This is a genomic window from Fibrobacter sp. UWS1 (assembly GCF_002300445.1).
GTDB lineage: Bacteria > Fibrobacterota > Fibrobacteria > Fibrobacterales > Fibrobacteraceae > Hallerella > Hallerella intestinalis.
In genome coordinates this window covers 508,355-533,697 of sequence record NZ_NSGW01000002.1, presented here as the reverse complement: position 1 = coordinate 533,697, position 25,343 = coordinate 508,355, and the positions used below count along the sequence as shown (strand labels likewise).

Genomic DNA, 25,343 nt, shown 5'->3' with positions numbered 1-25,343 from the left:
CGTAAATGATTCCATTTGAAGGTTTTCCCAATGAATCACCTCTTTCAATGTTCCATTTTCCTTTTTGCCCTGTTCGCCCTATCGGCAAATTCCCTGTTTGCTATTGATCTAGAAAATTGCAAAGATTGCGTAATCAACATTGCACTCGAAGACTATCCCGACAAAGAGGATATACAGGATTCCAATTTCAAACAGCATTATTCGATGCCCTGTTTTGACATTCTGGAATACAAGGGGTACAACTGGGCGCTTATTGTTACTGTAACGTATGCTTTGGACAATTTCTTCTTTGAAAAAAAATCACATCGATTAAGCGGTCTCGCCGGACGGTACAAGCTGCAAGACTCGACTCTTTACCTGACGGAGCTGGACATCTGTTTCGATTCCCAAGCCGATGGTTTTTATCCGGACGGGAAATTCCATACAAAGGTTCCCTTGGACCTGTTGTTTCCCGGAGCGAAGGACAGCATCGTGGCGTCTTTTGTCACAGATTATATGAAATACATCTGTTTGGATTGCCAAACAAATGGAGACAGCAAGAACCTCGTGAATATGGAAATCTCTTTCAAACGCGGGAAAATCTCACACAAGGCATTCGTTTCGAATTCACCGATAAATCCCATCACAAAGGAGTATTTTCCATTGTGCGTAGGCTCTTTTAATGGAAAGTTCTGGTACTTGGACAATAAAAAAGAATACGATCTCCTACAGGAAGATTTCTATCGTCATGCAAAAAAATGGGACCATTTTTACAAGTATCCGCTGGACACCCTCCAGTTCAAGGATTTGATCGATTCCCTTTCGCCCTATTACCAGAAGCACCGGCGGAACTATCTGGATTCCCTTGCAAAGGAAAAAGAGAAGCTGTCTTCAGAAAAAAGGAAGGATGGCCAGTAGTGTGCATCGCCGACCCGTTTTTAGAATTGCTTTTCTCCTTTCGTAAATGATTCCATTTGAAGGTTTTCCCAATGAATCACCTCTTTCAATGTTCCATTTTCATCGTCGCCCTGCTCACCCTATCGGCAAATTCCCTGTTTGCGTCTTCCTCTCCAGAAGAACCATTTTACCCATCCGAAGAAGATGTACAGGATTTCAACTTCAAGCGACATTATTTGTCTCCTTGTGAAGATATTCTAGAATACGGAGGCTATGAGTGGAAGGGATTGTTTTCTCCTATTCTAGAGGATTTTTTCCGAGAGAAATCCTCGCGGCCATTAAGCGGCATCGCCGGGCGATACAAGCTTCAAGACTCGACTCTTTACCTGACGGGTCTTGACATCTGCTTTTATGCACAAGTAGATGACGATAATCCGGCAAAAAAACATCGGACCAAAGTTCCCCTGAAAATTCTATTTCCCGGAGCAAAAAAACAAGTTGCGGCTTCTTTTTTCTCGGATTTTACGATTTTCTCTTGTTTGAATTGCCAAACGGATAAAAATGAAACCATTCACATCAATATGTACGCCAGCTTTCTTCGCGGAAAAATCAGTCACATGATGTTCAAAGCACATTCTCCGCTAAATCCTATGACAAAGACGCCTTTTATAGAAAGGGAGAAGGCTCTAACTGGATACAGGCAATCACTAAAAATTCCTAATTTTCCGTATTTACAAACAAACTAACTTTTTCTATATTGAGGGCATAACCAAGAGGATGCCCTTATGGATAACCAGCTCAGCTTCTTTGACCTTACGGACCGTTATTCGCAGCTTTCAAAGAAGGGCGATCCGTTGGAGAGACTTGACGAGGTTATCGACTGGAAAGAATTTGACGACATTCTCGCCTACGTGAAGAAAAAAGGCCGCGAGGCACGCGAGTGCCACAGCAACGCCGGGCGCAAGAGCTTCGGTTCGCGCACGATGCTCAAGGTGCTGGTACTCAAGCATCTCTACAACCTTTCCTTCGAACAGGTGGAATACCAGCTGAAGGACAGACTTTCCTTCATGCGCTTTGTCGGCGTGGGCCTGAACGGTACCGTACCCGACGAGAACACCGTACGCAACTATTTCGAGCAATACAAGGAAACCGGCGCCTGGGACAAGTTGATAAGGACGTTCGACAAGATACTGGAGAAGGCCGGCTACAAGGCCCAGGAAGGCTCCATCGTTGACGCCTCCATCGTGGAGGCCCCGCGCCAGCGCAATACCCCCGAAGAAAACAGGACAATCAAGGAGGGGAATATCCCCGAGGAATGGGAAAAGGTCCCGAACAAACTGAGGCAGAAGGATACCGACGCCCGCTGGGTGCAGAAACGTGGGCAGAACTACTTCGGCTACAAGCTCCACACACTGGTGGACGTGAAGCACAAGTTCGTGAGGAAGGCGATGGTCACCGACGCCAGCGTGCACGACAGCAACGTGTACGGCAAGCTTACCAAGGGCGACAAGAACGACGTGAAGCGAGTCCATGCGGACAGCGGTTATCTGAACAGCAAGGACGCCTTGCCGCAGACTTACGAGGAGGTCGTCTGCGAGAAGGGCTACCGCAACCATCCGCTCACCGATGAACAGAAGAGGAACAACCGGAAGAAGTCGCACATCCGCGCCCGGGTCGAGCATGTTTACGGGTTCATATTCGGAAGCATGGGACTGTTCATACGGACTATCGGCATGGCCAGGGCGAAGGCTACAATCATGGGGAGCGTGTTCGTGTACAACATATCGAGATTCGCCACCCTCGTAAAGGGGCCGAAACGACCACGGGAGAAGTGCGCCCAGCCCGCATAGCGGGCGCCCTCCGGGGCATACTCCGGGCGGAAACGCCCGGGAACCGGAGCCGAAAAGGCCCATCAAACGGCTAAATTACGAATAAATCGACATTAAAATGCCGGAATGACGGCGTTCTATGCTATTTTTAGTGGTTGCCTACATTTGGATTCAAAACTCGAAAGAAGAAATTCTTGCTGTAGATGATTTGCATCGCATAGGTCCGAAAAATCTTCCCGAGCAATTGGATATCCTCCAATTCAATGACCTGATCGATTCCCTTTCGCCCTATTACCAGATGCACCTGCAAAACTATATGGATTACCTTGAGAAGACACTAGAGAAACTGGATTCTTTGTCTATTTTGGCGTCAGAACACCGCTATAAGGAACTTGAACGATTTTTTGCAGAGAATCAAGCAGAAAATGCCAGAAATACATATAAAAAAGCACGAAGACTCTACGAGTCTTATAAATATAGCGGCAAACATTCTAGTTACATCAAACCGACTTTGGAACAAGACTAAAGGAAATTTTCCAAATGAAGCCTTCCTTGCGCAACCCCATTTTCCTCATCGCCCTGCTCGCCCTATCGGCAAATTCCCTGTTGGCAACCAGCCAGGATTCTGTGCAGGTTATTGGTTGGGAAGGGTGTAAAAATAACCCAAGTTGCCTCGCTAATTGGTCCGACCCCGAATATCCTGACCAAGAGGATGTACAGGATTCCAACTTCAAACAACATTATTCGTTTCCCTGTAGAGATATTCTGGAATACGGAGGTCATCATTGGGAACTTGTCGCACTAACGAATGCGTTAGAAAAGGCGGATTTTCGTCGCTAACGCGACTTAGGTTTGTAGTTTAACTTGCGTATAAATATACTCTAAAGGGGTCATAAAGTCAAGCCTTTTTCGAGGCCTGTTGTTCAGTTTATCCTGTATCCAGCGAACTTTCCGGGGAGAGATTCCCTTGAACGACTCCTTCTTGGGAAGATATTGGCGTATTAGACCGTTCATGTTCTCGTTGGCACCGCGCTCCCAGGAGTGGTACGGGTTCGCAAAGTAGTAATCCGCCTTCATAGCTTTCGCTATTTCTGCGTGACAGGCGAACTCCTTCCCGTTGTCCGAAGTGATTGTGAGAATCTTGACTTCGAACGTTTTCTCAAAGTCCTTCAGCGCCCTCACAAGCGTTCTCTTCAGGTCTTTCGCGTTCTTCGTCGGAAGATACCTTATCAGGCTGTAATTCGTCATCCTGTCGTTGATCGTGAGCAGGTTCGCGTCATGGTCCGCGCTGTTTATCAGGTCTATCTCGATGTCGCCTACGCGTGATTTCTCGTCCACGATTGCCGGACGTTCCTCGATGGGCACGCGGCCTACAATCTGGCCTCTCTTGTCCTTCTTCTCCCCGCGCTTACGGTATGGTTTCTTGCCGTGCCGCAAGTGCTTCTTCAGGTCCTCGTCCTTGTTCACATGCCTGTATATCGTGGCGACGCTAGGGACACCCATCCCATCGAGTTTCGCGCGTCCGTTCACCTGTTCGGGAGAGTAGTCTTCCTTGATTTTCCCGTCCACGATTTTCCAGTCGTCCTCGTCGTAGTCGTAATGCAGGTGACTTGTCGCGGCAAGGAGGTCTGCCCGTTCCTGCGACTTGACCGGGTCGTAATGCTGGCGGCCGCCGCCCCTGTTTAGTTCCCTGTAGATTGTGGATTTGTGGACCTTCAGCTGCAAGGCTATGTTTTTCGGGGGGATCTTTGCCGCATTGAGCGCTCGTATTTCGTATCTTTGTGCTTGGTTGAGACTCACCGCCATGTCCTTTTTTGGTAGAATCGGCAAGGTAGAAAAGTTTCGGCCAGGTTCCCCAGGGGCTAGCCCTAGGGAACTTTTTTTCTTCCCGATTCAACCTATATCAGTCGCATTGACGGTGAAAATTCGCGAAATATTTTCCGAGAAAAAAATCGGCTCCTTTAAGCGGTCTCGCCGGACGATACAGGCTTCAAGACTCGACCCTTTTCCTGACAGGACTCGACATCTGCTTCCTTTTCCAAGACGACGACTGGTATTCAATCAAAAGATTTCGTACGAAAATTCCCTTGGATTTGTTGTTTCCCGGAGCAAAAGACAGCATCGCGGCTTCCTTTGTTACGGATTATATAGGTTATCGGTGTTTGGACTGCCAAACAGATGAAAACGATACAAGCTATCTGAGTATGGGAATTACTTTCGATTGCGGGAAAGTTTCTCACATGGCGTTTCATTCAAATTCACCGATAAATCCCGTTACCAAGAAATATTTCCCTTTCTGTAAAGGGAATTCTGACGGGGAAATTTGGTATTTGGATAACCCAAAAGAACATGATATCATAGACAAAGACGTAATTCGTCTGTGGAAAAAATGGGAAGGTTATTATTTTGACACTTATCCTCTCGACACCCTACAATTCAAGGACCTGCTCGATTCCCTTTCGCCCTATTACCAGAAGCACCGGCGGAACTATCTGGATTCCCTTGCAAAGGAAAAGGAGAAGCAGTCTTCAGAAAAAAAGAAGGATGGCCAGTAGTGAAAAAACCGTCATTGCGAGGAATGAACGTAGTGAATGACGCGGCAATCTCGCCGGCTAAACAGATGGCTTCTCCCCATAGAGGCCAACTCCACTAAATCGGCAACTGTCATATAACTTCGTTCGCTATGACGGCTATCCAAAGAATTGTCGCCATAATTTTCCCCTCGGGACACGATTACGAATGGAAATTTTCCATTTTGCAAAAAACGGAAAATAATATATTTGTTCCCGGAACCCTTTCAATGGAGTTTAAAATGTCCAAGGTATTGATTATCGGCGCCGGAGGCGTTTCCAATGTCGTCGTCCGTAAATGCGCGCAAAATTCCGCCGTCTATTCCGAAATCCTTCTCGCCAGCAGGACGAAATCCAAATGCGACGCCATCGCCCAGGATATTAAAAACATACCCGTCCACACGGCAAAAGTCGATGCGGACAACGCCGCAGAAGTCGCCGCCCTCATCCGGGATTTCCATCCGGAACTCGTGCTGAACGTCGCGCTTCCCTATCAGGATTTGCCCATTATGGACGCTTGCCTTGCCGAGGGCGTCAATTACCTCGACGCGGCCAACTACGAACCCAAAGACAAAGCGCACTTTGAATACTCCTGGCAATGGGCCTATCACGACCGATTCAAGGAAGCCGGGATCATGGCGCTTCTCGGTTCGGGCTTCGACCCCGGCGTTACCAACGTCTATACCGCCTACGCCAAAAAGCACCACTTCGACACCATAGACACCCTCGACATTGTGGATTGCAATGCGGGCAATCACGGTCAAGCTTTTGCGACCAATTTCAACCCGGAAATCAACATCCGCGAAATCACCCAGAACGGCAAATTCTACAAAGACGGCGGCTTCCACGAAATTCCGCCCATGTCCGAGCATAAAAGCGTCGATTATCCGCAAGTCGGCCCGCGCGAAAGCTATTTGCTCTGGCACGAAGAGCTGGAATCCCTGGTAAAGCACATTCCCGAAATCAAGCAGGCGCGCTTCTGGATGACCTTCGGGCAGGAATACCTGACGCACCTCCGGGTACTCGAAGACGTCGGCATGACCCGCATCGATCCGGTCGAATTTCAGGGACACAAGATTATCCCGCTGGAATTTCTGAAAGCGCTGCTCCCGGAACCGGGAACTCTCGGACAGAACTACACGGGAAAAACCTGCATTGGCTGCCAGCTCACCGGAACCAAGGACGGCAAGCCGCAAACGTACTTCATTTACAACGTCTGCGACCATGCGGAATGTTTTAAAGAAGTCAAAGCCCAGGCGGTCAGCTACACGACAGGCGTTCCCGTTATGCTCGGCGGCGCCATGATGCTTTCCGGCAAGTGGAGCGGCAAGGGCGTTTTCAATATGGAACAATTCGACCCGGATCCGTTTATGGAAGAAATCGGCAAATGGGGACTCCCGTGGAACGAGGCATTCGGAAGCAAGCTGGTTTGACAATACCCGGGTAGATTCCGGTAAATGCGATTTCCTTTGTCCCTACGGACAAAGGATTTTTTTTTCAGACAGGATTCCACATTCTCCCCGAGCCGGGTACGCCCCGTTTCCAAAAAAGAAAGGAGAAAAACGAAAAAGGTCCCGGAATCCAGGACCTTTTTTGCGAGGAGAGAGAGGGATTCGAACCCTCGGACCCCGAAAAGGAGTCTACGGTTTTCGAGACCGTCTCGATCGACCAACTCCGACATCTCTCCGTTGGTAGAACCAAATTTACAAAAATTTTTAAAAATTCCTAGGGGCTTACAAAAAAAGCCATCTATTTCTATATTGCTCCCCCGATGACACAAATTGAAAATCCCAATAATCTCCCCGGTCAAGAAGTCCTTGATCCAAACAGCACAGCCATTCAACAAGAAAATTCGGATTCCAGCGAAAAAAGCCTGAAATTCAGCGATTTAGGACTCTCCGCCGAAGTATTGGAAGGGGTTCAAAAGGCGGGGTACGAAACGCCTTCGCCTATTCAAGCCAAAGCGATTCCCATTTTCCTCTCCGGAAAAAATCTTTTGGGAACCGCGCAGACGGGAACCGGCAAAACCGCCGCTTTCACCCTCCCGCTCCTTTCCCGCATCGCCTTTAAAAAGAACGAAACTTCCATGCTCGTTCTTTCGCCGACCCGCGAACTGGCCATCCAAGTCGCCGAAGCCATCCAGCATTTTGCCGTTGCAATGCCTCAAGTGCACATTGTCCCCGTTTATGGCGGGCAAGACATCGGCATCCAGCTCCGCGCCCTGAAAAGGACTCCGCAAATTGTCGTTGCGACTCCCGGCCGCCTTATCGACCATCTGAAGCGCAAGACCATCAGCCTGGAAAATGTGCAGGCCGTCGTTCTGGACGAAGCCGACGAAATGCTCGACATGGGATTTATGGACGAAGTGGAAGAAATCCTATCCAAAATCCCCGCCGAAGCGCAGCGCGGACTTTTTAGCGCGACCATGCCGGCAAATGTCAAAAAAATTATCGAACGTTACCTCGGCAAATACGAAGAGGCGTGCATCGAAGCCAAGACGGCAACCGTAGATAAAGTGCGCCAACGCTACCTGACCATCCGCTCCGAGCAGAAAATGGAAGCACTGACCCGCGTTCTCGAGGGCGAAACCTATGACGGTGTGATTATTTTCGTTCGCACCAAGCAATCGACTGCCGAAGTCGCCGAACGTCTGGAAGCCCGCGGATTCAATGCCGCCCCGCTCAGCGGAGATCTGGCGCAGACCCTCCGGGAAAGAACGATCAACCGCTTGAAAGAAGGCAAAATCGATATTGTCGTCGCGACAGACGTGGCCGCCCGAGGGCTGGACGTGGAACGCATTTCCCATGTCATCAACTACGACATCCCCTACGATACGGAATCTTACGTCCACCGGATTGGTAGAACCGCCCGCGCCGGACGCGAAGGCAATGCCATTCTTTTCATCACTCCGCGCGAAAGACGTCTGCTCAAAATGATCGAAAAGGCGACGCGCAAGGCTATCGACCCGATGGAAGTTCCGACCGGAGAACAGATTAGCGAACACCGCGTAAACGCTTTCAAGCAAAAAGTGTTCGACACCATCGATGCGGGAAATCTGGAAGAATTCCGCAACCTGATTGAAAAGCTGGTAGAAGAAAAGGGCATCCCCGCACTCGAAATCGCCGCAGCGGTCACCAAGCTGGCTCAGGCCGGGCAACCCATTTTCCCCACCGATCTTCCCGACATCAAATCGGTTCCCCTCCGCGAAGAACGCAAAAAAGCGCGCGAAGACAAATTCGGGAACGGCCCCAAAGAAGACAGAGCCGAACGAGGCCGCCGAGAGGAAAACGAAAACGGCGTCGAAGCCGGATTTGAACGCTACTACTTGGGAGTGGGAAAAAGGGATCACGTTTCCCCGCGGGATATTGTCGGGGCGATTGCCGGCGAATCGGGAATGGAATCTTCGGAAATCGGACGTATCAAGCTGTTCGACCGCTTCAGTACCGTGGAACTGCCCGAAGGCCTTGCTCCGGAAATCAAGCTCATTCTCGAAGAAATGACTATCCGCGGCTACCCGACAAAATTCCGACTGATGACGGACGACAAGCCGTTTCCCAAAGAGCGCCCTTCTTTTGGCGAAAAGCGCCATCGGGATTCCATCAGCCGCAAGGAACGCCGACACGGAAAGCGGGATTCCCACGACAGGCCTTTCCGCGAACGCGACGACAGGCCATTCCGCAAAACCAGAAGATTCGGCAGGCACTAAAGCAAAAGGCAAAAGGAAATTCCTTTTGCCTTTCTTTTTGAATGTCCTTTTTTAACAGCGAGCTTTCTGTTCCAGATACAAGTTGACAAGAGCTATCGCCGCCATACTCTCGACGATGACCGGAGCACGAATCGCCACGCAAGGATCGTGCCGTCCGCGCGCCGAGAGAACGCCGTTCTGTTTGTCCCTGCCCGCCGTTTCTTGCGGTTGCAAAATCGTCGCCGTCGGCTTGAACGCCAAACGACAGCGAATCGTTTCCCCGTTCGTAATCCCGCCAAGAACGCCGCCTGCATGATTTGTAAGCGTATGGAATTTTCCATTTTCAAAGCGAATCGTATCGTTGTGCTCCGAACCTTTCATTCTCGCCGCCCGAAATCCCTCGCCGATTTCAAAGCCCTTGACCGCCGGAATGCTGAGCATCGCCCCGGCAAGAACCGCCTGCACTTTATCGAACACGGGTTCCCCGAGAGCCACCGGCGGTTTCCGAATTTCCAAGGCCAAGACCGCGCCGACGGAATCCTTCGCCAGTTTCGCTTCGCGAATGCGCGCCTCCATTTTTGCGCTCGCTTCCGGATCCGGGCAGCGAACCGGAGAAGCTTCTATGGCTTCTGCCGTCACTTGCGAAGAATCCACATGGGAATCCACCTCGCCCACGGACTCCACCCAGCTCAAAATCTCCGTTCCGCAGGCGGTTTTCAAAATCTTGTTCGCCACGGTGCCCGCCGCAACCCGAGCGAGGGTTTCCCGTGCCGACGCACGCCCGCCCCCCCGATAATCGCGAAAGCCGTATTTTAAATCATAAGTCAAATCGGCGTGACCGGGACGATACCAGTTCGCCATTTCGGAATAATCGCCCGAATGCTGGTTCTGATTCCAGACCGCGAGACAAATGGGAGTTCCCGTCGTCTTGCCTTCAAAAATGCCCGAAAGGATGCGCACCGAATCCGCTTCGTTTCGAGGAGTCACCAGCGCATTTTGCCCAGGACGCCGCCTGTCCATGGCCGCCTGGATTTCTGCCGCATCAAGAGGAATTCCAGCTGGGCAGCCGTCGATCACCGCCCCGACAGCTTCGCCATGGGATTCCCCCCACGTCGAAACCGAAAACAACTTTCCGTAAATACTAGACATAGATGCGCCAAATATAGCAATGCTGCCGCCGCAAAAAGAACGCCGAAATCGCCAATCTCTCCGCCTTGATAAATGAATTTTCTTTTAATTGCGTTGTAAAAAGCGAGCCAGGCCCATTTTATCCGGATTTTCCCTTTTTTTTGATTTTCTTCAACTTCCATTTTAACATTTGTTTGCTATGTTTTACAAGTGTGGTTTATCCATCGAGTGATAATGAAAAAGATAACCTTCTTTGTTTTAGCATTTCTATCGGTCCAGCTCTGGGCTCAAACGTCAGCAGGTTTTGCCGGCATCGTTTTTGGCTTGGATCGGGAGCGGGTCATCGAAGAAATCATGAAACTGGGCTACGACCCGCTAGGCTCGTCGGACGGAGCAGACCGGGTGGTCATCCCCGTCTATATGATGGACGAACTGCCTGTTCAGGTTGATTTTCTCTTCAACAAAAACGATCACTTCTACGCATTTGAAGTCCGCACGGGACGCATGGAAGTCGATCGGCTTCCCAAAGTTTTCGAAGCGTTGGAATATATGTCGGATAAATTCGCAGACAGGTACGGCAAAAAAATCCGCACGACGGAACTGCAAGAAGCCGACATCAAGCCCAGCGTCCACAACCTCTACAAGCAATGGACAAACCACAAGACGCTCAATATCTATACGGCGATTATTTACAAGGACGGGCGCTACTATACGGTCGGTTCCGTCACCAGCCGCAAATTCGCCAAAGAGCCGTCCGCATCCAAAAAAGCAAAGAAGCACGACTTCTCCGATATGATGCCAAATTAAGAGGCATTTCCGAATTCAGGGACTTCCCGCTTTTTCTTTCAGCCTTTCTTTTTCACGCTCTTCCTTGCGAAGGGCGTTCGCTTTTTCCACTTCGGCAAGTTCTTCCCGAGTCCACGGAAGCCGAGGCAAGGTCTGCGCAAATCCGGCGAGATCCACCATATCGGCAAGCGGAATCTCATCGATGTACGGCAGCATTCCCCGAATGGAATCCCCAAAGTTCATCATAAACCAAAACGTGGGGGCCTCGTCATGAGCCGTCGTTCCGATGTAATGCGGACGCCTCATATCTCCGGACAAATTCATCCGGCGACCGTCGTCTCCGTGGCAAGGTCGGCAGTTGCGCATGAACAATTTTTCGCCCCGCGCCAAATCCGCCCCCAGAATCATCCCGTTGGAATCCAATAAATTGTAAACAAGGTAAGCCATCCGGCGATCTTCAACGGTCAGCGTATCGCCGCGGGACCCCGGCTCCGGCAAAGAGGAATCTCCAAAACAGACATCCATCCACAGAGCCACCGCGTAAACGGCTGGCAGAGCGCAAAGTATTCTTCCCAACGTTCTCCGTTTCATAGCTTCAACATAGCTAATTTGAGGAATCATACACAAACCACCAACAGATACTCGCAATTAAATTTTTCCAAGCGTGTACTTTCTTTTCGCAAGGTGAACTCAGTTATTAGTTCCAACTTCCAACTCCCAACCGCTTGTCGAACTAGCCGAAGGGTGGTCCCTGCCCTTCGATAAACTCAGGAACCGCCTGCCGAAGGGCACTCATCACTGGAGCATTGGAAACTCCGCTTCCTTTAGACTTATGTTCCCTTTTTTTCCAAAACGCATTTTATATTTTTTAGAAAATTCTTTCTTTATTTTCCATGCCATTTTCTGAAGTCACTTTCCACGGACGATGGTTGCTAGAACCGTCCGCGGCGCGAGCCAGCGCCCCCGCCACCTCTTTCAGCTTTGCTTTTGAAGGCCGCTCTTTGGCTGTAGAACTCGAAGGGGAAGCGCGATTCCGCATCGAAATCGACGGAGTCGAAACCGGCGAACTCCGAACCCGAGAAAGAAATCTGTATGTCGTCGCCCAAAATCTGGAAGCGGGACTTCATCAAGCGAGCATCGTCAAAAAGACCGAAACCGAACTAGGCTGCATTTCCCTGTTTCGCATCCAACCGGAACCCGTCCCCCGGTCCCCGTCCGAACCGAATTCACGCTCCCGACTTGAATTTATCGGCGATTCATATACCGTAGGCTTTGGCAATATGGCGCGCGATCCCATTACAGGAACGGCCTTTACGACAACGGACGCCACCCGCAGCTACGGAGCGCTGACCGCCCAAAAGCTCGGAGCCAATTTTCAAATCAACGCCTACAGCGGGCGCGGTCTCGTACAGAATTATATGGGAATCGCTCCCCGTTGGAACATCCCCAGACTCTACGAATACGCTCTTGGCGGCGAAGCGATGCTGGGCAATTCTCCTCCTTGGGATTTTTCCCGCTTTTCGCCAGACGTCGTCTGCCTGTTCATTGGCATCAACGACTGGCAAGGAGAATGCTGCCATCCCAATCCCCAGCTTTTCGATACGGCCTACGCCGACTTTCTGAACATTCTCCGCACGCATTACGAGTCGCCGCAATTCGTCCTGCTTTCTACCGACATCTATCCGCAAAATTGCCTATCGGAACGGGTGGAAAGCGTTTGCGCCCGGGAAATTTCCAAAGGCAATCGAGACGTCCGCCACCTGTATTTAGAAACTCCGCGCAACGCCGGCCTGGATTTTCACCCCCATTTTGCCCGCCACGAGCAAATGGCCAAGGCATTGTTTCAGGAAATTCAAAGTTTTTCCCGCAAAAAAATTGTATTATAATGTATTTTATTACAAGGTATGAAGAGTTTCTGGCATAAATTGATGTCCATTTTCCGTCTGAACCTGATGATTGCGTTCCTGCTCTCAGTGACAGTCATCGCTTTCTTCGGGTATCAGTACGGCATGGACGACATCTACACGATTTCTCCGTCGAGTTATCCTTATATTATAGCGCAAACCGATTCGGTCGATGGCGGGTCTTCCATTTTGGAAATCTCGCGCACGGATTCGTCCATCATCATGGACTACGAACTTCGTGAAGGCTATCCCTATCCTTACGTCAATCTGCAAATCTATCTGGGAGACGGCAAAAGCCGGGGCAAGGATCTTTCCCATTACGACAGCATCTATGTCTGGATAAAGCCCCGTGGCGAAGGCTCCGTCCGCCTCTATCTGCGAGCCTGGGACGATTCCATTTCCAAACCGGGAGAGCAATCCACTCTCAAGTTCAACGAGATCGAATTTTTCCCGTTGGAAGAAACCAGTCCGGCGGTCTTTGTCCCTCAGGAATTCCGGGTCGCCGGTTGGTGGGTTTCGCAAAACAATGTCAATGCCCATCGCGCCCGAGTGGACTTTTCCAACATCCCCTTGATAGAAATTCAGACAGGAACTGCCGCCCCGCTCGGCTACGGCACTTTGGAAATCATGGGAATTTCCTTTAAAGGAAAACTCGTCTCCTCCGAAAAGCTGATGTTTGGACTTATCGCGCTCTGGTTCTTCACTTTCTTCTTCTACCTGATGTTGCGGCTCCGCGATTACAGCATCCAACGGAATGTGGAACGGAAACGCCGCGAAGAGCTGGAACACAACTTGGTCATCCTCGAAGTGGAAAAATCCGATTACGAAAAAGCGAGCAAAGAGGACGCTTTGACGGGCTGCCTGAACAGAGCGGGCTTTACCAGCGTCCTGACCCAAGAGCAGGAACACTTGAACAACGGCGGAGGAGCACTCTCGTTCATCATGCTCGACATCGACTTTTTCAAAAAGGTCAATGACACTTGGGGACACAGCGTCGGCGACGAAGTCCTGGTGAATCTTTCCAAACTGATCCGCAGCCGAATCCGGACAACCGACGCTCTGGTTCGCTGGGGCGGCGAAGAATTCGTCATTCTGTGCAGCGACACTCCCCTGCAAAATGCGCAATTCCTTGCCGAAAAACTCCGGACAAATGTGGAAAGCACCCAATTGATTTCCCAGCAGCAGATTACTTGCTCCTTCGGCGTTGCAGAAATGGCACCCAACGAAGACCCGAAAGCGGTGTTCGAACGCATGGACAAGGCTCTCTACAGTTCCAAGAAGAACGGCAGAAATACCGTGACCGCCGCTATCAAGAGGGTTTAATTTTTGGCAACATCGAATGCTTCGACTAGTTCGACAAGCGGCTGCTGAGCTTGTCGAAGCACACTAACCGGCGGTCCCTGAGTTTATCGAAGGGCTGCAACCGAGCTTCGACTTTAAAGGAAATCTTTTATGAAGTCCAGAATTTTCCTGTTCCGCGCACTGCTTTTGCCCGTCGTCCTTTTCATTTTTTCGGGATGCGCCCAAAAGAATCCGGAATACATTCCCATTTCGCTGAATTGGTATGAATACCAAGGCGATTTGCAATCCGTCGGCGAAAAGGCTCCATCCGCAGCCATCGATTCGTCCCAAGAAGAGACTTGCCTGATTTCGATGACCCGGGCATTGATGGAAAGCCAATCCCTGCGAGAATGTTCCGCCGGTGTACAGGAATACCACGTTCAATATTTCGGCATTTCCACAGAGGGCAAAACGCAAGCGATTTTCCGAGGGCAAAGTGCCGTCCAAACAGAAAGCTTCGACATGGAAAAAGTGCCCCTTTCCCTTTCAAGCGGAAAAAACTGCAATTTTACCGCCCGCTGCAACACCGAAGGCAAAATTGAAAATCTGAAAATTTTCTGATGTTTAAGTAGCGGTTTGCAGGAACATTGTAATTCTTTACAACAAAATTTTCACTTCCTTGAGCATTCATTTCCCATTTTGACGTTATTTTTCAAATGATGAACGCCATTTTTGATTATACCGATTACCATGCCTGGCTGCGAGACGCATTCGACAACTTCAAGAAAGAACATTGTGCGGTTTCCTGGCGTTACTTGGCGGCAAAAATCGGCGGCGATCCGGGAAATCTTCTTCGAGTGACCCAAGGAAAAATCCAGCTTTCCATTAAATATATCCAGCCCATCGCCAAGTTTTTTTCCCTAGACGAAAAGCAAAGTGCCTACTGGACGGAATTGGTTCTTTTCGGACGCGCCAAGAGCGACAAGGAAGCCCTGGACCACTACGAAAAAATGCTTTCCATCAAAGGCGTCACCATCAAACGGCTAGACGTCAAAGAACTGGAATTTTACAGGCACTGGCATTCCAACGCGATCCGTTCTCTTTTGGGAATCGGCACTTTCCGCGACGACGAGGAAAGTTACCGGCGGCTTGCGGAATCCTGCACTCCGGAAATTTCCTTGAAAGAAGCGAAAGAAGCGGTAAAACTCCTGAAATCCCTGAAAATGATCCGTCTCGACGAAAATAAAATATGGACGGTGACAGATACATTCATTGGCACAGGAGGAAACTGGCGTTCCGAAGCGGTGCGACGCTTTCAAGAAGACACGATTTCTTTGGCAGGGCAATCCCTTTCTAGGCACAAGCCGCCCTTGCGAGACATCAGCACGGCCACAATGACATTCAACAGGAACAGCATAGACCTTGTGCGGGAGCGCATCCGGGAATTTCGGCGGGAACTTTTGCGCCTTTCCAGCGAGGGAACCGGAGACGATACCGTTTACCAGCTGAATGTGCAATTTTTTCCCATCGCCCTGTTGCAAAAAGGGAGCGGAAAATGAAAATGCGGGGATTCTTTTCGACCTTTCTTTTCCCGGCGATTCTTGCCATAACGTTTTCTGGCTGCGACAACAGTTCGACACAGGCCAGCGGCCCCGGCAGCGAAACGACGAACGGGATTTTCGCCACAATTCTAACCGAAGAAGGCATTCCCGCACACACAATAGGTGCCGCTCTCCGCAAAACGGACTTCACCGTCCGAGACTCTTCCCAAGCGGCAATTTCGGCGGACTATTTCTCCGATTCTGCGGGGCTTCTGGAAATAAACGCCATCGAACCCGGCGAATACCGTCTGACAGTTGTATCTGACAGCCTTATTTTCTCGCAAGAAATTTTCATCACCGATAGCCTTACGGACTTGGGCCAAATCATCCTGAAAAAACCGGGAAACATTTCGGGAACCATCGCGAACCAAGAAGATCCGGAAAAAGCGGAATGGATTGGAGTTTATGGGCTCGATATCCTTTCCCGAATCGATTCCAATGGCCATTTTGTTCTGCACGGTCTCCCCGCAGGTTCGTTGAAGCTTTACGCACTCAATGAATCCCGGCTTTCCATCATCGCCGATACGCTTCTATCCATTCAATCGGCGACAACCACGGAATGGATTCATATTTCCCGCACGCCGACGGACACATTGCCCGCCGATACACTGCAACCGGACACCTCGTTTCAAGATACGGTCGCACAAGATTCCAGCGTTCAAATACTTTGGGAAAGCTTTGAAGATTCCGTTTCCTTTGCGGAAAAGGCGTGGTATTTCAGCAAGGATTCCGCATCCTTGGCGACAATCTCGTTCCCTGCGGATTCCGCCTGGAAAGGAGTCGTCGAAAATGCCGACCGCCAAGGAAAAGTATTCAGCGGCTACTACTCCTCTTCGCCTCTCATACAAAACAATAATTACGTCATTTTCGGTTCGCGGATTTCTGCGGAAGGCGTAGATTTAAGCGGCTTGGATTCCGTAACATTTTTTGCCAAAGGGACGGGTTCCCTGCGTTTCGCCCTGGAACGCTGGAACAATTCTGCATCAGACAATTTGAAAGCCTGGACGGCGGACATTCCCCTATCCAATATATGGAGCCGATATTCCATCAAACCTTCCGATTTTTTGCAGCCTCAAGACGACTCGCTCTCTACCGGTTGGGAAAGCGTCCGGACCACCGTCACCCGCATCCATTTCTTTGGTATCAACGGGCAAGAGCTCAGCCTGGACGACATTGTCTTTTACGGAACGCATCTTCCCTAAAAATCCCCGATTCCAAACATCCAAGGGCATCCTATAAACGGTGCCGTTGTTTTTTGCGGGCTATTTTCTACATTTTAAATATGCAAACTCTTCAAAACGAAGCGGATATCGCCCGCAACTATCTGGACAAAATCGCCAAGCTCGCCGAAGAAAAATTCGACGAATTTCTTCCGCCCGAAACGGATCTTCCCTGCAATCTGCACAAAGCGATGCGCTATTCCATTTTCGCCGGCGGAAAACGTTTGCGCCCCGCTCTGGCGTATGCGGCATTTGAACTTTTTGGCGGCAAGGATGACAGTATCTGGTACGCCATGAGCGCGCTGGAGTTTTTGCACACTTTTTCCTTGATTCACGACGACCTGCCGTGCATTGACAATGATGATTTTCGCCGGGGCAAACCGACCGCCCACAAGCAATTCGGCGAAGCGACCGCTGTCATGAGCGGCGATGCCCTTTGCGTTCTCGCTTTTGAATTGATGGCAAAAACCGGTAACCCGAAAGCCATGGAAAGCCTCGCCCATAAATTGGGAACTTACGGTATGATCGGCGGAGAAATGACGGATATCGATAGCGAAGGAAAAGATGTTTCGCTAGAAGTCGTCGATTACATCCACTACCACAAGACGGCTGCGCTCATCGAGGCTTCCCTCGTCATCGGGGCCCAACTCGCCCACGCTTCTGATGACGCAGTGAAAAAAGTCGAAGCCTATGGCAAAGCTATCGGGCTAGCCTTCCAAATCGTCGATGACATTCTCGACATCGTTTCTACAACGGAAGTCCTTGGCAAGGACGCCGGCTCCGACATCGCCAGCGGGAAAGCGACATATCCCGCATTAATCGGGTTGGAAAACTCCCGGAAGAAAGCGCAGGAACTCTACGAAAATTCCCTCCAGCAGCTCGAAGGCCTGCAAGGGGACACAACCATCCTCAAAGCCATTGCCGCATTCATCATCACACGGGTTAAGTAATGCAGCTCAAAGACGTTCAATCTCCTAAAGATATCAAGGGCTGCTCCATCTCCGAGCTGGACAATCTTGCAGAACAAATCCGCAAGAAAATCATTGACCAGGTGGCGACTCACGGCGGGCACTTGGCTTCCAGCTTGGGCGTTGTCGAACTGACTTTGGCTCTGCACTACGTATTCAACGCTCCCGAAGACATTCTCGTCTGGGATGTGGGGCACCAGGCTTACGTCCATAAATTGCTCACCGGGCGTTACGACAAATTCGAAACGCTTCGTCAGCAAGGAGGACTGTCCGGCTTTCCCAAACGTTCGGAAAGCCCCTATGACGCTTTTGGCGTCGGGCACGCGTCCACATCGATTTCTGCGGCCTTGGGTTATGCGGTCGCCCGAGACAAGCTGCACCAGCATCACAACGTCGTCGCGATTATCGGTGACGGTTCCATGACTGGAGGGATGGCTTTCGAAGCACTCAATAACGCCGGCATTTCCCAGCAGAACATGACCATCATCTTGAACGACAACAAGATGAGCATTGCGCCCAACGTCGGCGGTTTTCCCAAATACCTGAACCGCGTCATCTCCGACCCGATGTACAACAAGCTCCGCTCGGATATAGACAAGGTCATGGCGAAAATTCCGGGCATCATCGGGCACCATTTTCGTTCGCTTTTCCAAATGACCGAGAAAGCGGTCAAGAGCGCCTTAAAGCCGGGGCAATTTTTTGAAGATCTGGGAATCCGTTACTTCGGACCCATTGACGGTCACAACACGGGAGAACTCGTTTCCATTCTGGAGCGGGTAAAATCCATTCCGGGTCCATGCCTTATCCATGTCATGACGGAAAAAGGCCGCGGTATGAAACTCGCGGAATCCAACCCGAGTCATTGGCACGCTTCCGCTCCGTTTGATCCCAAAAGCGGCGAAGTGCTTTCTCCAAAAAATCCGCTTCCTTCTTTAACCAGCATCTTTGGAAATACGCTTCTGCAACTCGCCCGAAAGAACGAAAAAATCGTCGGCATTACAGGAGCTATGCCGAACGGTTCCGGCCTGGACATCATGCAAAAGGAATTGCCCGACCGGATTATCGACGTCGGCATCGCCGAAGAGCATGCCGTCACTTTTGCCGCGGGACTTGCCTGCGGCGGTCTGATTCCCGTCGTCGCCATCTATTCGTCCTTCCTCCAGCGCGCCTACGACCAGATAATTCACGATGTCGCCCTGCAAAATCTGCACGTCGTCTTCATTCTCGACCGTGCGGGACTTGTCGGTGCAGACGGTCCCACTCACCACGGCGCACTCGACCTCACCTATCTGCGTTCCATTCCGGGCATGACGATCATGGCTCCTTCCGATGAAAATAATCTTCGGGATATGCTGACCGCAGCCATTGACATGGATGGCCCCGTCGCCATCCGCTACCCGCGAGGCTCCGCCCTTTCTCCGGAACTCCACGCAGAAACAAAACCCATACCCTTTGGAAAATTCAAAATCCTGCAGCAAGGTAAAGACATTCTGCTTTTAGGCGTTGGCTTTATGCTGCACGAACTCGAAAAGACGGCGAAGATTCTTGCCGAACACGGTTTTAATCCCACATTGGTGGATGCACAATTTGTAAAACCGCTCGACAAGGAAAACTACCGCACCTTGTTCCAATCGCACAAAACCATCGTCACTCTGGAAGACAATTCCATCGTCGGAGGATTCGGTTCCGAAATTGCCGAGCTGCTTTCCGATTTGAATCTGGATGGTCACAGGCTGATGCGTTTCGGACTTCCCGATGCGTTTGTAGAACACGGAAAAATACCGGACTTGTATCGGATGCTCGGCATTGACGGCACGTCCATTGCAAACAAACTATTGAAAGAGCTATGACAGAAGAAAACAACTCCCCAAAACACGTTGTCCGGCAGACTTTTACAGGCAAATTCGGCGTCAGCGACGATCCCGCAGACCATGGATTTGGCAGACGTCCCGAAGTTCCCGATCCCGATGCAAAAGAAACCCGCAGCGAACGCCGCGCATACGAACGTTCGCAAGAGCGCAAATCCTTTGGCGACAGGGAACGCAAGCCCTTCAACCGAGACGGTGAAAGAAGTTTCGACAGAGGTGAGCGCAGATCCTTTGGCGACAGGGAACGCAAGCCCTTCAACCGAGACGGTGAAAGAAGCTTCGACAGAGGCGAGCGCAGATCCTTCGGCGACAGGGAGCGCAGACCGTTCAACCGAGACGGTGAAAGAAGCTTCGACAGAGGCGAACGCAGGTCCTTCGGCGACAGGGAACGCAGACCGTTCAACCGAGACGGCGAAAGAAGCTTCGACAGAAGCGAGCGCAGATCCTTCGGCGACAGGGAGCGCAGACCGTTCAACCGAGACGGCGAAAGAAGCTTTGGCAAAGACTCCAGACGCCCACGCCGCTTTGGAGACAATCCGTTCCAAGAAGACGACCGTCCGATTTTCCGCCAAAAGCCCGAAAACAAGAGCATTGACGACGAAGAAATCGTCCGCGATGAAGACGCCGTTTTAAATTTCGCCGACTCCCCGGACATTCTTCCCGAATCCACCGGTTCAAATCCGCCGTGGTTCCGCCGACTCCTCGTTCTCACTACAGAAAAAGGACGAGAACGCGAAGGCAAATTTATTGCGGAAGGCGTTCGTGTTGTCGAAGAAATCCTCGCCAACCATCTGGATTTGATTATCGGAATCTACGTCGCCGGAAAAAGAAAAGTCGATGAAAACGGCGAAGCGATTTTAAATTCCCTGGGTGAAGAAACCTACGAAGCGCTTGCCAATCTGCAGCCCACTATCGAAAAGGCCCGCACGGCAAAAGTGGACATCCACGTTATCAGCGAAGAACAGCTGAAGCGCCTCTCTTCGACAGTGACCACGCAAGGCGTTGTCGCCGTTTGCCGCTCCGCCAGCACCAAACCGAACTACGAAAAGAGCCGCAGCATTCTGACGCTCGTCGATGCCGTTCAAGATCCCGGCAATCTCGGTGCCATCTTCCGCACCAGCCTCGGGTTCAACTCGTCGGGAATCATCATCGGCAAGGGTTCGGTCAATCCGTTCAACCCCAAAGTCGTCCGCGGTTCCTCGGGCACATTCCTTCGGGTTCCATTTGAAAAGGACAGGGATCTGATCGAAGTCATCAACGAGCTGCACTCCTTCGGCTACACGATCATCGCTACGGATTTACACGGCAAACAGAGCCTCGCCGAAATCGAACCGCGCAAACTCCGCAAAGTCGCTTTCCTCGTCGGAAACGAAGGAGCCGGAACCGACCAGCACCTGATTGACATTTCCGATGAAACCGTGAAAATTCCGATGTCCAGCGATTTGGAATCCCTGAACGTTTCCGTGGCCCACGGGATTCTCTCCTACGAAATGGCAAAAATTCAAAAGGATCTCGCCTGATGCTTTTTTCCGACCGTCTTAAAGCTCGCATCGCCGAATGCGGAAATCCCATCTGCTTGGGCATGGATCCCAAGCTGTCCTTGATGCCCGTTGAACGCAGACATTCCCAAGTCCATACTCCAGAAGACAAAATCCGCTTCTTCTATATGGATATTCTGGAAGAATGCGAAAAGCGGAACGTCAAGCCCGCCGTCGTCAAACCGAACAGCGCCTACTACGAATGCGTAAGCATTGAAGGAATGCGGGTTCTGCACGACCTGATTGCCGCCTACAAAAGCGCAGGGATTCCCGTCATTCTGGACGCCAAACGCGGGGATATTGGGAAAAGCAGTGCCGCCTACGCTGATGCCGCCTTTCGCATTTACGCAGCCGATGCGGTAACGGTCAGCCCGTGGATGGGAAAAGATTCCGTCGGGCCATTTCTGGAACATCCGGCAAACGGAGGCGTTTACGCTCTCTTGCGCACCAGCAACAAAGGTGCCGCCGATTTTCAGGACATGCCTGTCAAAGACAGCACAGCCTTTTTCCAAGTCGCCCAAAAACTCGTCGAATGGGACAATGGCAATCTGGGAGCCGTCGTCGGAGCCACGCACCCCGAAGAACTCGAAAAAATCACCTCGTTCTTTGTCGCGGCCCAGCACGAAATCCCGTTCCTGATTCCCGGAGTTTCCATCCCCGGCGTTCCTGGCGGGCAAGGCGGAGACGCCAAAACCGTTCTGCAAGCCATTGCAAATGGCGGAGGCAAGCGTCACTTCCACGTGCTCAACAGCTCCAGCGGGCTCAATTTTGCCTGGCAGCGAAGCGGAAAAGAAGCGGAATACGCCGCCGCCTGCGTCGATGCGATGGAATCTTTAGCGGAAGCCCTCCATTAACGGCTAAATTAAATACATTACCGGTATGCGTTACATCGTCTGCATTCTTTTGTCTTGCCTGATTATCGCGGGAGCTTTCCATTTTGCAAAGCCCCTGCCGCAACTGCCGCAAAAAGAAGAATTTCTGCCCAAGGCGAATTATGCGAAAGCGTTCGCCATGGGACACAATGTAACCGCCGCCGGGCTGTTCTGGATTCGGGGAGTCATCGATCTGGGAGAAAGCTACATCACCGGAAATTCCTATTCGTGGCTTTCCCATGTCGGCAACCTTTCGACCCAGCTCGATTCCCTTTTCTACACGCCGTATCAAGTCGTCGGCGGAATCACGCACAACGACGAAGCGGACACCACCGATTTTATCGTCATGCGGCGAGGCATTCGGGTTTATCCTGAAGACTGGCGTTTGGCGATTTATCTGGCGCTCCGGCTGGCAAACGGTCCTACTCACAACTATGCAGAAGCTTCCAAAATCATGGAACCTTTTTCGACAAGCCCGGACTCGACGATTCCCAAACATATCCGTTCCATCTACCGCAATTTTGCCTTGAACACGATGCAGACCGAAATGGCGCTCGAAATGATTATCAACGACGTCATGAATCCGGAATACAGCGATTTTGTCCACGGCTTCACTCCCAAAACCTTGCGGGTTTTAAAACAGGACACTTCCGCGGCAGAAGAAGTCAAAAATATTCTGGAAAGGCTTTCCAAGCACTCGATGGACCCGAACGAAGCGTTCCACAGGCTGCTCTCGATGAAGAAACTATAAAGCCAAACTTAATTGTTCATTTTCTAAAATTTTTTTGGAAAATTCAATAACTTTAGGCACATCATAATTGCAAACTAACGCTTCCACCACACTTCTGCGATTTTCCAAATGAGCACCATTATGATAAAAATGGTCTTTTGTAACAATGTTAAAATGATTCCAATATTTTTCAATCATTTCATTTGCACGCCATTCACTGTGATGCCATGTAGAAAGAATGAATTTTCCCTTAAATTCTCTTAACAAGTCGAATAATTTCTTTTCATCCGTTTCTGTCCAAGTATTGAAATAATCTACAGAACGACCATAATAGGGAGGGTCGCAATAAATCATATCATCCTTTTGAGCATCAAGAATCGTTTTTTCAAATGACTGATTCAAAAATTTCCATTGGGGTTTGATAATCGATGCAACGTTATTCGACTCTATCCATAAAACTGTGTCATTCACCACCAAGCATCATTTGAAAAATGATGTAAATTGAGGAACTATGATGACACACGAAGAATATAAAGAGATGATCAAAAAAGCAGCATCTCAGTTCAAAACAGGAAAGCCAATTTTTGGCAAAGACGGAGCATTTCACCAAGTATTGGAAGATTTTTTGAATGCTGCATTAGAAGCGGAAATGGATGTTCATTTGGAAAAAACAAAGCCCGAAAATCGAGAAAATCGGCGCAATGGGAAAATGCCGAAAGAGATAAAAACGGCATACGGAGCAGTCCAAATAAACACGCCTAGAGACCGCGAAGGAAGCTTTAATCCTGAGATTGTGAAGAAACGTCAAACCGTGCTTGCCGAAGGTCTTGCAGACCGAATTATCGGCCTTTACGGACTCGGACAAAGTATGCGCGATATTCAAAAATATTTGGAAGATGATTTTGGCGAATACATTTCAGCCGATACCATTAGCAACATCACAGAACGCGTGTGGCCAGAGATTAACGAATGGAGAACGAGACGTTTAGAAACGGTTTATCCCATCGTTTGGATGGACGCAATTCATTACAAAGTAAAAGATGAATCAGGCATCGTAACAACGCGAGCAATTTACAATGTCATCGGTGTTGATTCAAATGGTTACAAAGATTTGCTAGGCATGTATGTGTCGCAAAGCGAGGGTGCAAAATTCTGGATGCAAGTCCTTTCCGATTTGAAAAATCGCGGAGTGGAAGACATTCTCATCGCTTGTGTAGACGGACTTTCAGGCTTTCCGGACGCAATAGAATCCGTGTTTCCAAAGACCAATGTTCAGTTGTGTGTAGTGCATCAAATTCGAAATTCACTCAAGTACATTAACGCAAAATCACAAAAAGAATTTTTGAAAGAACTGAAGTTAGTTTATGCGGCATCGACCAAAACGGAAGCCGAAATTGCACTAAAAAAATTAGAAGAAAATTGGGCAAAAAAATATCCAATCGTCATTCAATCTTGGAAAGAAAAATGGGATAAACTTTCGTGTTATTTTGATTATCCAAGTGAAATTCGTCGCATTATTTATACGACAAATACTGTCGAAGGTTATCATCGCCAAATTCGAAAAGTGACAAAAACAAAAGGTCTGTTTCCAAATGATGACTCGCTTGTAAAACTCGTGTACTTGGCGTATCGAAATATCAAAAAGAAGTGGAAAAAGCCATTGCAAAACTGGACAACTTGCGTACAAAAATTATCGATTCTTTTTGGTCAAAGATTTAATCCACTCAACTTAAATCAAATTCCAAAATGAATTTTCTCCGCCCCCAAACGGAAACACAAAAACTTTAATTGGATGATTTTTTTTCAAACAAGGAATGATAATTTTATCATTTCTTGTTATATTTGAATTGCTTCAAAAGGAGAAATTTGAAGTTGTCGCAAAGACAAAATCGAGTTGAAAAAACATCGCTTTGATTTTGCTTTTCGCTTCTTCAATTTTGAAATTTCAAAGCTCTTTTTTTAGCTAACAAAAACTAAATGACACAGTTTATTTGACAGAACCCGTTATTCACCTGATTAACAATTTTTGTGATATAGGCAGGAGCAAATCGGTTTGGCTTTTTGCAAAACGGAATATTCCAGTTCCCTTTCTTTCCGAACCTCATCATTCCATTAAAGCCTGCTCTAGAAAGAAAAAGAAAATCGAACGGCGAATATTCTCCGGAATTGAATCTTTTGCGAACTTCAATATAATGATCATAGCCCTCACTTGAAGAATTTCGCAGCAAAATATCTTCTTGTTCAAGATAAGAACGAACATTACCTCCCGTTATTTCCCCGTTTTGAATTTTTTTATAAAAACCGATGATATGGGGATTCGTATCAGCTAGTACGGCGCGCTCTCCTGCTAAATTAAAAGCAACAACACCCGTTCCCATAAATGGTTCAATCCATTTTCCTTTATATAAAGGCAGACATTGTTTTATCCAAGGAACCAGCTTGGTTTTGATTCCCTGACTTTTTATTGGTGGAACTATAACAGACATC

24 protein-coding genes, 1 tRNA gene and 1 pseudogene are annotated in these 25,343 nt (G+C 49.5%); 20 read left to right on the top strand and 6 right to left on the bottom strand.

The annotated features are described in order from the left end of the window. Positions 1-30 precede the first annotated feature (30 nt). The 5 genes from BGX14_RS12420 to BGX14_RS12400 all read left to right on the top strand — a co-directional run bounded on the left by BGX14_RS12420 (position 31) and on the right by BGX14_RS12400 (position 3,545). The gene (locus BGX14_RS12420; protein ID WP_095880048.1) at positions 31-897 is read left to right on the top strand and encodes a hypothetical protein; all 867 of its coding nucleotides are present in this window, start codon (positions 31-33) and stop codon (positions 895-897) included. A gap of 71 nt (positions 898-968) precedes the next feature. Further along, positions 969-1,622, top strand: a complete 654-nt coding sequence (locus BGX14_RS12415; protein WP_095880047.1) for a hypothetical protein — start codon at positions 969-971, stop codon at positions 1,620-1,622. A 39-nt stretch (positions 1,623-1,661) separates the two neighbouring features. Further along, a complete protein-coding gene (locus BGX14_RS12410) occupies positions 1,662-2,726 on the top strand; it encodes an IS5 family transposase (protein WP_095879174.1) in 1,065 nt (354 codons plus the stop codon). Between the two features lie 118 nt (positions 2,727-2,844). After that, on the top strand, positions 2,845-3,231 hold the full coding sequence (locus BGX14_RS12405) for a hypothetical protein (protein WP_143394243.1): 387 nt from the start codon (positions 2,845-2,847) through the stop codon (positions 3,229-3,231). Positions 3,232-3,245: 14 nt separating this feature from the next. Further along, positions 3,246-3,545 carry a hypothetical protein gene (locus BGX14_RS12400; protein WP_095880045.1) on the top strand — a complete coding sequence of 100 codons (300 nt, stop codon included), beginning with the start codon at positions 3,246-3,248 and terminating at the stop codon, positions 3,543-3,545. Positions 3,546-3,551: 6 nt separating this feature from the next. Here the strand turns inward: BGX14_RS12400 and BGX14_RS12395 are convergent, their stop codons facing one another. Then, complete coding sequence (locus BGX14_RS12395) at positions 3,552-4,511, bottom strand: IS30 family transposase (RefSeq protein WP_095878741.1); 960 nt, start codon at positions 4,509-4,511, stop codon at positions 3,552-3,554. Between the two features lie 524 nt (positions 4,512-5,035). Between BGX14_RS12395 and BGX14_RS15365 the strand changes: the two genes are divergently transcribed. After that, positions 5,036-5,260: a hypothetical protein gene (locus BGX14_RS15365; protein ID WP_143394242.1), complete on the top strand. Its 225-nt coding sequence runs from the start codon at positions 5,036-5,038 to the stop codon at positions 5,258-5,260. Positions 5,261-5,517: 257 nt separating this feature from the next. Then, positions 5,518-6,708 carry a saccharopine dehydrogenase family protein gene (locus BGX14_RS12385; protein WP_073305953.1) on the top strand — a complete coding sequence of 397 codons (1,191 nt, stop codon included), beginning with the start codon at positions 5,518-5,520 and terminating at the stop codon, positions 6,706-6,708. Positions 6,709-6,873: 165 nt separating this feature from the next. Here the strand turns inward: BGX14_RS12385 and BGX14_RS12380 are convergent. After that, positions 6,874-6,962 (bottom strand) — tRNA-Ser (locus BGX14_RS12380). An 84-nt stretch (positions 6,963-7,046) separates the two neighbouring features. Between BGX14_RS12380 and BGX14_RS12375 the strand changes: the two genes are divergently transcribed. Then, a complete protein-coding gene (locus BGX14_RS12375) occupies positions 7,047-8,981 on the top strand; it encodes a DEAD/DEAH box helicase (RefSeq protein WP_078776467.1) in 1,935 nt (644 codons plus the stop codon). 51 nt (positions 8,982-9,032) lie between these two features. Here BGX14_RS12375 and aroC read toward each other — a convergent pair whose 3' ends face one another. Further along, positions 9,033-10,109, bottom strand: coding sequence for a chorismate synthase (aroC, locus tag BGX14_RS12370; protein WP_095880043.1), 1,077 nt, complete (start codon positions 10,107-10,109; stop codon positions 9,033-9,035). Between the two features lie 213 nt (positions 10,110-10,322). On the opposite strand from aroC, the gene BGX14_RS12365 reads away from it, so the two are divergent. Next, positions 10,323-10,895, top strand: a complete 573-nt coding sequence (locus BGX14_RS12365) for a hypothetical protein (protein ID WP_073305936.1) — start codon at positions 10,323-10,325, stop codon at positions 10,893-10,895. A gap of 15 nt (positions 10,896-10,910) precedes the next feature. Here the strand turns inward: BGX14_RS12365 and BGX14_RS12360 are convergent, their stop codons facing one another. After that, a complete protein-coding gene (locus tag BGX14_RS12360) occupies positions 10,911-11,495 on the bottom strand; it encodes a cytochrome c (protein ID WP_095880042.1) in 585 nt (194 codons plus the stop codon). Positions 11,496-11,767: 272 nt separating this feature from the next. On the opposite strand from BGX14_RS12360, the gene BGX14_RS12355 reads away from it, so the two are divergent. The 10 genes from BGX14_RS12355 (at position 11,768) to BGX14_RS12310 (ending at position 22,877) form a co-directional block, all read left to right on the top strand. Then, positions 11,768-12,760: a GDSL-type esterase/lipase family protein gene (locus BGX14_RS12355; RefSeq protein WP_078776464.1), complete on the top strand. Its 993-nt coding sequence runs from the start codon at positions 11,768-11,770 to the stop codon at positions 12,758-12,760. An 18-nt stretch (positions 12,761-12,778) separates the two neighbouring features. Then, positions 12,779-14,101, top strand: coding sequence for a GGDEF domain-containing protein (locus BGX14_RS12350; protein WP_073305941.1), 1,323 nt, complete (start codon positions 12,779-12,781; stop codon positions 14,099-14,101). Positions 14,102-14,230: 129 nt separating this feature from the next. After that, on the top strand, positions 14,231-14,680 hold the full coding sequence (locus BGX14_RS12345; RefSeq protein ID WP_095880041.1) for a hypothetical protein: 450 nt from the start codon (positions 14,231-14,233) through the stop codon (positions 14,678-14,680). Between the two features lie 95 nt (positions 14,681-14,775). After that, complete coding sequence (locus BGX14_RS12340; RefSeq protein ID WP_233126546.1) at positions 14,776-15,618, top strand: TIGR02147 family protein; 843 nt, start codon at positions 14,776-14,778, stop codon at positions 15,616-15,618. Next, complete coding sequence (locus BGX14_RS12335) at positions 15,615-16,862, top strand: hypothetical protein (RefSeq protein WP_073305944.1); 1,248 nt, start codon at positions 15,615-15,617, stop codon at positions 16,860-16,862. The genes BGX14_RS12340 and BGX14_RS12335 overlap by 4 nt, the downstream gene beginning before the upstream one ends. 80 nt (positions 16,863-16,942) lie before the next feature. Beyond that, entirely contained in the window at positions 16,943-17,830 is an 888-nt protein-coding gene (locus BGX14_RS12330) for a polyprenyl synthetase family protein (protein ID WP_073305945.1), read from the top strand. Beyond that, a complete protein-coding gene (gene dxs / locus BGX14_RS12325; RefSeq protein WP_073305946.1) occupies positions 17,830-19,698 on the top strand; it encodes a 1-deoxy-D-xylulose-5-phosphate synthase in 1,869 nt (622 codons plus the stop codon). Before BGX14_RS12330 ends, dxs begins: the two co-directional genes overlap by 1 nt. Continuing rightward, entirely contained in the window at positions 19,695-21,236 is a 1,542-nt protein-coding gene (locus tag BGX14_RS12320; protein ID WP_095880040.1) for a TrmH family RNA methyltransferase, read from the top strand. Before dxs ends, BGX14_RS12320 begins: the two co-directional genes overlap by 4 nt. Beyond that, on the top strand, positions 21,236-22,108 hold the full coding sequence (gene pyrF / locus BGX14_RS12315) for an orotidine-5'-phosphate decarboxylase (protein ID WP_233126545.1): 873 nt from the start codon (positions 21,236-21,238) through the stop codon (positions 22,106-22,108). The genes BGX14_RS12320 and pyrF overlap by 1 nt, the downstream gene beginning before the upstream one ends. A 25-nt stretch (positions 22,109-22,133) precedes the next feature. Continuing rightward, positions 22,134-22,877, top strand: a complete 744-nt coding sequence (locus tag BGX14_RS12310; RefSeq protein WP_095880038.1) for a hypothetical protein — start codon at positions 22,134-22,136, stop codon at positions 22,875-22,877. Here the strand turns inward: BGX14_RS12310 and BGX14_RS12305 are convergent. Next, positions 22,872-23,327 carry a DNA adenine methylase gene (locus BGX14_RS12305; protein ID WP_158223320.1) on the bottom strand — a complete coding sequence of 152 codons (456 nt, stop codon included), beginning with the start codon at positions 23,325-23,327 and terminating at the stop codon, positions 22,872-22,874. The two genes, BGX14_RS12310 and BGX14_RS12305, sit on opposite strands and share 6 nt — an antisense overlap. A 43-nt stretch (positions 23,328-23,370) precedes the next feature. Here BGX14_RS12305 and BGX14_RS12300 point away from each other — a divergent pair, with 43 nt between their 5' ends. Further along, a complete protein-coding gene (locus BGX14_RS12300; RefSeq protein ID WP_095879753.1) occupies positions 23,371-24,606 on the top strand; it encodes an IS256 family transposase in 1,236 nt (411 codons plus the stop codon). A 253-nt stretch (positions 24,607-24,859) separates the two neighbouring features. Here the strand turns inward: BGX14_RS12300 and BGX14_RS12295 are convergent. Then, positions 24,860-25,342: pseudogene (locus BGX14_RS12295) on the bottom strand (Dam family site-specific DNA-(adenine-N6)-methyltransferase); the annotation flags it as partial. Position 25,343: the final 1 nt, after the last annotated feature.

Excerpts from the sequence above, each read along its gene's own strand:
- BGX14_RS12420 (WP_095880048.1), top strand. The coding sequence starts at position 31 with ATGAATCACCTCTTTCAATGTTCCATTTTCCTTTTTGCCCTGTTCGCC.
- BGX14_RS12415 (WP_095880047.1), top strand. The coding sequence starts at position 969 with ATGAATCACCTCTTTCAATGTTCCATTTTCATCGTCGCCCTGCTCACC.
- BGX14_RS12410 (WP_095879174.1), top strand. The coding sequence starts at position 1,662 with ATGGATAACCAGCTCAGCTTCTTTGACCTTACGGACCGTTATTCGCAG.
- BGX14_RS12405 (WP_143394243.1), top strand. The coding sequence starts at position 2,845 with ATGCTATTTTTAGTGGTTGCCTACATTTGGATTCAAAACTCGAAAGAA.
- BGX14_RS12400 (WP_095880045.1), top strand. The coding sequence starts at position 3,246 with ATGAAGCCTTCCTTGCGCAACCCCATTTTCCTCATCGCCCTGCTCGCC.
- BGX14_RS12395 (WP_095878741.1), bottom strand. The coding sequence starts at position 4,511 with ATGGCGGTGAGTCTCAACCAAGCACAAAGATACGAAATACGAGCGCTC.
- BGX14_RS12385 (WP_073305953.1), top strand. The coding sequence starts at position 5,518 with ATGTCCAAGGTATTGATTATCGGCGCCGGAGGCGTTTCCAATGTCGTC.
- BGX14_RS12375 (WP_078776467.1), top strand. The coding sequence starts at position 7,047 with ATGACACAAATTGAAAATCCCAATAATCTCCCCGGTCAAGAAGTCCTT.
- aroC (WP_095880043.1), bottom strand. The coding sequence starts at position 10,109 with ATGTCTAGTATTTACGGAAAGTTGTTTTCGGTTTCGACGTGGGGGGAA.
- BGX14_RS12365 (WP_073305936.1), top strand. The coding sequence starts at position 10,323 with ATGAAAAAGATAACCTTCTTTGTTTTAGCATTTCTATCGGTCCAGCTC.
- BGX14_RS12360 (WP_095880042.1), bottom strand. The coding sequence starts at position 11,495 with ATGATTCCTCAAATTAGCTATGTTGAAGCTATGAAACGGAGAACGTTG.
- BGX14_RS12355 (WP_078776464.1), top strand. The coding sequence starts at position 11,768 with ATGCCATTTTCTGAAGTCACTTTCCACGGACGATGGTTGCTAGAACCG.
- BGX14_RS12350 (WP_073305941.1), top strand. The coding sequence starts at position 12,779 with ATGAAGAGTTTCTGGCATAAATTGATGTCCATTTTCCGTCTGAACCTG.
- BGX14_RS12345 (WP_095880041.1), top strand. The coding sequence starts at position 14,231 with ATGAAGTCCAGAATTTTCCTGTTCCGCGCACTGCTTTTGCCCGTCGTC.
- BGX14_RS12340 (WP_233126546.1), top strand. The coding sequence starts at position 14,776 with ATGATGAACGCCATTTTTGATTATACCGATTACCATGCCTGGCTGCGA.
- BGX14_RS12335 (WP_073305944.1), top strand. The coding sequence starts at position 15,615 with ATGAAAATGCGGGGATTCTTTTCGACCTTTCTTTTCCCGGCGATTCTT.
- BGX14_RS12330 (WP_073305945.1), top strand. The coding sequence starts at position 16,943 with ATGCAAACTCTTCAAAACGAAGCGGATATCGCCCGCAACTATCTGGAC.
- dxs (WP_073305946.1), top strand. The coding sequence starts at position 17,830 with ATGCAGCTCAAAGACGTTCAATCTCCTAAAGATATCAAGGGCTGCTCC.
- BGX14_RS12320 (WP_095880040.1), top strand. The coding sequence starts at position 19,695 with ATGACAGAAGAAAACAACTCCCCAAAACACGTTGTCCGGCAGACTTTT.
- pyrF (WP_233126545.1), top strand. The coding sequence starts at position 21,236 with ATGCTTTTTTCCGACCGTCTTAAAGCTCGCATCGCCGAATGCGGAAAT.
- BGX14_RS12310 (WP_095880038.1), top strand. The coding sequence starts at position 22,134 with ATGCGTTACATCGTCTGCATTCTTTTGTCTTGCCTGATTATCGCGGGA.
- BGX14_RS12300 (WP_095879753.1), top strand. The coding sequence starts at position 23,371 with ATGACACACGAAGAATATAAAGAGATGATCAAAAAAGCAGCATCTCAG.